Genomic DNA, 6,205 nt, shown 5'->3' with positions numbered 1-6,205 from the left:
TAAGGGAGATAGAAGCGGATATATTCGCTCTTATCTCCCTTAATTATTTTATCATTATTCATCATAGAATCATAACATAGTCAAATCCTGATAATCATGATTAATCAGTTTAATCCTGCAAAAGACAATTTAACGTCGCCGAAGGCGATCCCTACGCTTTTTCAAGGAACGCCCGCAGCACATATTGCAGGATGCCACCATGCCGGTAGTACTCAATCTCTATCAAAGAATTTAGTTTTGATTTTACCTTAAAAGTAATAGGCGCTCCTTCTGCCGGGATAGCCGTTACCGTTAGTACCTCATTGGGAACAAGACCATTTGAGATACCGCTGATGGTATATGATTCTGTTCCGGTGAGATTTAGCGTGGCGGCATTTTCACCTTCCATATACTGCAATGGAAGTACGCCCATACCTACCAGGTTGCTGCGGTGAATACGTTCATAACTTTCCGCGATCACTGCTTTTACACCAAGCAGGTTGGTGCCCTTCGCGGCCCAGTCGCGCGAAGAACCGCTGCCGTACTCTTTCCCGGCTAATATAATAAGCGGTACCTTTTTAGCGGCGTATTGCTGTGCCGCATCGTAAATGGGCAGCACCATACCGGATGGAATAATGGTGGTAAAACCGCCTTCCTTTGGCGACAACTCATTTTTAATACGCACATTGGCAAAGGTGCCGCGGATCATTACTTCATGGTTTCCCCTGCGGGAGCCATAGGAGTTGAACAGCCGCGGATCAATACCATGATCCAGCAGGTATTTGCCGGCGGGGGTATCCGGTTTGAATGATCCTGCCGGTGAAATATGATCGGTAGTCACAGAATCGCCCAGTTTCAGTAAAACGCGGGCATCTTTTACATCTTCCACCGGAGGTGGAAATTCAGACAACCCTTTAAAGAACGGCGCTTCGCGGATGTAAGTGGAGTCGTTGCTCCAGTGATAATTATTTCCGGAGGGCGCCAGTAAACCACGCCACTGGTCGTCGCCGTCAAATATCACTTTGTAGATATTTTCAAAGTCTTCCTGCTTTACGGCAGCAGCTACCGCGTCATTGATTTCCTGTTGTGTGGGCCATATATCGCGGAGATATACCGGTTCGCCGTTGGGATCATAGCCCAGCGGCGCGGTGAGCATATCCACATCAATGCGGCCTGCAATGGCGTAGGCCACCACCAGCAATGGCGAGGCAAGGAAATTCATTTTTACCTGCGGATGCACTCTTGCTTCGAAGTTACGGTTGCCGGACAATACAGATGCCACTACCAGGTTGCCTTTGTCTACCGCTTCGGCAATGGCCAGCGGCAGCGGACCACTGTTACCGATACACGAAGTACAACCGTACCCCACAATATGAAACCGGAGCGCTTCCAGTTCAGAAAGTAAACCGGAGCGTTTGAGATATTCCGTTACTACCCTTGAGCCGGGCGCGAGACTGGTTTTCACCCAGGGCTTCACATATAACCCGCGGCTGATGGCTTTCTTCGCTACCAGCCCGGCGCCTATCATTACGCTGGGATTGGAAGTGTTGGTACAGCTGGTGATAGCGGCAATGGTGATAGCGCCGTCGCTCAGCACATACTCTTCATTTTTCAGTTTAATACGAACGGATTTAAGATAATCCAGTTCCACGGCTACTTCTTCCACCTGTTTTTGTATTTCGTAGGTGAAGGAAGTTCCTGAACCACCTTCCGACAGCCATGCGGTATCACGGCGTTTTCCTTCAGGCGTATACATGCGTTTAAATTCTTTGCCAAGCAGGGTTTCAAATTCATTGTGCAGATCGCGCACCAGGATGCGGTCCTGTGGCCGTTTAGGGCCTGCCACGGCAGATTGTATCTGCGACAGGTCCAGTTCAAGAATGTCTGTATAAGTGATTTGTTCGCTGCCATGCCGCCAGAGCATATTTTCTTTGCAATAGTTTTCCACCTGTGCAATATCTGCCTTGGAGCGGTTGGTGCGGTGCATGTATTGCAACGTTTGTGCGTCTATCGGGAAATAGGTAACTGTGCAGCCAAACTCGGGCGACATATTAGAAATAGTAGCGCGATCCGGTACGGAAAGAAAATCCAGTCCATCGCCAAACACTTCCACAAATTTATCCACCACGCCGTATTTACGCAGCAGCTGCGTGATGGCAAGTACCATATCCGTAGCCGTAACACCTTCAGTGAGCTGCCCGGTGAGGCGCAGCCCGATCACCTGTGGGCAGTTAAAATAAATTGGTTGCCCTAAGATGGCTGCTTCCGCCTCTATACCGCCCACGCCCCAGCCGAGTACGCCGATGCCATTTACCATAGGCGTATGCGAGTCCGTACCCACCAGCGTGTCGGGAAACAGCCAGCCATCGCGGTTAATAACGCCTTTGGCGAGGTATTCAAGGTTTACCTGGTGGCAGATACCCATGCCGGGAGGCACTACCGTAAAATTATCGAAGGCCTGTTGCGCCCATTTCAACAGCTGGTAACGTTCTTTGTTACGTTCATATTCGTAGGCTACATTTTTTGTGTAAGAGTAGTCTGTTCCAAAAAAATCAACCTGTACGGAGTGATCCACCACAAGATCCACCGGGATGGCCGGGTTGATCTTAGCGCCATCTTTCCCTTTACGGATTACTTCTGCGCGGATGGAGGCAATGTCTACCACAGCGGCTACACCGGTAAAATCCTGCATCAGCACGCGTGCCGGTTTGAAAGGTATTTCCTTGTCTGTTCCCGCGGGGTCCCAGTTTACGAGGGTTTCCAGGTGTTCATCAGTGATGGCGAAGTTGTCGTGGTTCCGCAATACATTTTCCAGTAAGATCCTGATCGAGAAAGGCAACCGGGAGATTTTTCTTCCGTCCTGTTCCAGTTTGCTGAGAGATGCGATACGTGGCTGCATAATCTGAGTTGTTGACATGTTAGTGAAACAATGATGCTACCATTTTGTTTACTAAATATACCTTATTATGAACCGTTTATGCAGCTTTAATATTAAAATAACCTGGCAATGAGGGGCATATGGAAGAAGAACAACTGATCTAGGCATTTGCCCACCAGTGCTCCTGCGGGTAATGTGCGCCTACCGTTACCGGCTCTCCTATACGGGGCGTAGTAACCAGCAAACCTCTTTGTGCGCCGGCCGCAGTAGCTCTTTCGGGGGAATCGTTCCAGGCGTGCATAGCCAGTACAAACTTGCCCCAGTGTACTGGCAGCAGGGCTTTTGCCTGCAGGTCAATAGCCGCCTGCACAGTTTCTTCCGGTTTCATATGGATGAAAGGCCAGTAATCGTTGTATTGTCCACATTCCAGTATCACGAGATCGAAGGGACCGAATTTATCGCCAATAGCTTTGAAATGCGTATCATACCCGGAGTCTCCCCCGATAAAAATCTTATATCCGAAAATTTCCAGTACAAAAGAAGACCAGAGGCTACCACCTCTTTTAAGTCCACGGCCGGAGAAATGCCGTGCAGGCGTAGCCGTTAGAACAATTTCTTTGGCTATTTCACGGGTTTCCCACCAGTCCATTTCGGTGATATTGTTACCCGTTGCCAGGCAGTGCTGCAGGTCGCGGCCCACGCCTAACCCGGTATATATTTGTTTAGTGCGGGGTTTTAATTCCGCCAGTGTTTTTTTATCGAGATGATCATAGTGATTGTGGGTGATGATCATCAGATCTATTTCCGGCATATCTGCAGGCGTATATGCATCAGCACCGGGGAATGCCTTTACCATAAAGGACATGGGAGATGCGCTGCCGCTGAACACCGGGTCTACCAGTATATTAAATCCCTTTACGTGGATAAGATAGGAAGAATGACCGAACCAGATAATCACCGGCTTTTCCGAATATAATGCCCTGAGGTCAGTATGCACGGTGGGCATAGGTCCGGGAGGGCGTGTATTTGCCGGGCGCCGCAGCATTTTTCGAAGCATGGTGAAATAGGTAACATTCTCCGGCTTCATAGGCGTAAGAGAGAGGTTCTGGAACGCACCGTTCCGGAAGTTCTGCGACTGTTGTATTCTTTCTTCGATAGAAGATAATTTCCGCTGCATGTATTAAAGTTAAGAAGCTTTTATACGAAGACGGACAACACAGGGGAATATTTTACAGGGCATAAAAAAAGGCCCACCCCAAAGGGCGGACCCGTATTTCAACCGTTATGTCAGCAGGTTAAGATCTTGCCAGCAGGCGTTTTCCGCGCGCCATCAGTCGTAGCAGGCGGGTATTGCCATAAAAAGCAGAGTGATATTTTGCAGTGGCCATGCGGCGTTCTCCATAGATCCTCAGCACAGCATCGGCGGTAACAACGCCATTTAATTTCTTTTCCGGATCCAGAACAGCCAGGATATCCGGCGGGTAACTATTAAAGAGTTCTGTTACCAGGTTGATATCATCGGCAGGATACACATAAGGCGCAGATGGTTCCAGGTGTTCGCGGAGCGGTGTGGTACCTGTGTCCGACAACAGCTGCCTGCTGATATATCCTTTAAAGTGTCCGTCGGCGTCCGTTACCGGCAGGAAGCGGTAGTTATAGGCGGCATTGCTTTGCAGCAACTGGTAAGCCTGTGCCAGGGTAAAGTTTTCCTGCAGCATTACAGAAGGCTTCACCTTTACGGCTGCCACATTGATGAGCTGCATCATATCCGGTGTATACTCTTCCGGGGTGGCCACGCCTCTGCGGCGGATCTTTTCGGTCATGATGCTGCCTTTCATAAGGAAAAATGATACGAAATAAGCAGCAGTACAGGCGCCTATTAACGGCAGGAGTCCATGTGTTTGCCCGGTGGTTTCCAGTGAAAATACAATAGCAGTGAGGAGTGCGCGGGAAGCGCCGGCAAACATGGCCGCCATACCTATGAGTGCCGCCGTAGCTATATTGATACCGCTGCCGGGGAATATCTGTATCACCGCTACTCCCAACAATGCGCCGAAAGCGCCGCCGATAGTGAACAACGGCGCCAGTGTTCCGCCGGAAGTACCGCTGCCGAGGGAAATTACCCAGGAAGCATATTTAAGTACACATAGCGATACCAGCAGGGCCATTGGCGCAGTGCCGGTAAGCAGTGTTTTGATATTATCATAACCAACGCCCATAGTGTGCGGGGCAAAATAACCGATCACACCCACGGCAACGGCGCCCAGGGCCGGCCACCACATCCAGTGGATGGGCAGTTTCTCGAACAGGTCTTCCACGAAGTAAACAGACTTCGACACATATGCGGCTACCACACCTACTACTACACCCATCAGCACATAAGTAACCAGGGCGATATCAGTAACAGCGGGGATATCCGGCATGGCAAAAACAGGGTTGCTGTCGAACAGCAGGATATGCATACCCGCGCCGGTGATACAGCCAATGGCTACCGGTATTACTGAACGGGGAGAAAACTCAAACAAGAGCAGCTCAATAGCCAGCAGGATAGCTGCCAGCGGGCTGCCGAATATAGCCGCCATACCGGCACAGGCGCCGGCTGCCAGCAATACTTTCCTTTCTGAAGAGGAGATATGGATCACCTGCCCGGTAAAAGAGCCAATGGCGCCACCGGTGGCGATAATAGGACCTTCCGCACCAAAGGGACCACCCGTACCGATAGAAATAGCGGCGGAAATAGGTTTCAGTAATGTTATTACAGGCGGAATTTTGCTTTCATTATCAATAATGTTTTCCATGGCTTCAGGGATACCATGCCCACGGATCGCTTTGCTGCCGAAACGGGCCATCACGCCTACCAGGAGGCTACCGATGATAGGAACTGCAATTACCAGGAGACCCAGTTGATTTCCTGCGGGCCCTGCTTCTTCAAATGAAAATTTACCGTGAAACGAGAGGTTGGTAATGAGACTGATAAGCAACACCAGTACTTTTGCCACTACGCCGATAGCCAGCGCGTTGATACATGCCTGGAGACTAAGATAAAATACTCTCCGCGACATGTTTCCGGCAAATTTTTGCTCTTTTTTATGATTCATACTATATAAAATGACAATAATTTCTTCTTTTCAACTGCAAAAATATGATCTAAATCATATTAAAACCTATTTTTTCTTCAAAAAACCCAAAAAAACACTAGTATTGCAATCATGAAAAAAGCCGGGAACTGCGATTTAAACACGTGTTTTTTATGCCAGTACAGTATTCCAGAATGGATTGCAGCAGTATCAGATCACAGGCAGCATCTTTTTTTCAAGAAAAATGAAACCATTTTCCAGGAAGGGAGCC

Annotated in this window: 3 protein-coding genes; all 3 read right to left on the bottom strand. The window is 49.1% G+C overall.

All coding sequences use genetic code 11. The features are described from left to right. Positions 1 to 151: 151 nt before the first annotated feature. The 3 genes from acnA to VN105_RS24585 all read right to left on the bottom strand — a co-directional run bounded on the left by acnA (position 152) and on the right by VN105_RS24585 (position 5,919). Complete coding sequence (acnA, locus tag VN105_RS24595) at positions 152 to 2,878, bottom strand: aconitate hydratase AcnA (protein WP_325645225.1); 2,727 nt, start codon at positions 2,876 to 2,878, stop codon at positions 152 to 154. Positions 2,879 to 3,017: 139 nt separating this feature from the next. Further along, positions 3,018 to 4,034 carry an MBL fold metallo-hydrolase gene (locus VN105_RS24590; RefSeq protein WP_325645223.1) on the bottom strand — a complete coding sequence of 339 codons (1,017 nt, stop codon included), beginning with the start codon at positions 4,032 to 4,034 and terminating at the stop codon, positions 3,018 to 3,020. 118 nt (positions 4,035 to 4,152) lie between these two features. After that, positions 4,153 to 5,919 carry a chloride channel protein gene (locus VN105_RS24585; RefSeq protein ID WP_325645222.1) on the bottom strand — a complete coding sequence of 589 codons (1,767 nt, stop codon included), beginning with the start codon at positions 5,917 to 5,919 and terminating at the stop codon, positions 4,153 to 4,155. Positions 5,920 to 6,205 lie beyond the last annotated feature (286 nt).

This window comes from Chitinophaga sp., assembly GCF_035564935.1.
Lineage (GTDB): Bacteria > Bacteroidota > Bacteroidia > Chitinophagales > Chitinophagaceae > Chitinophaga.
The sequence above is the reverse complement of the archived record's forward strand: the minus strand, read 5'-3'. Positions and strand labels throughout refer to the sequence as shown.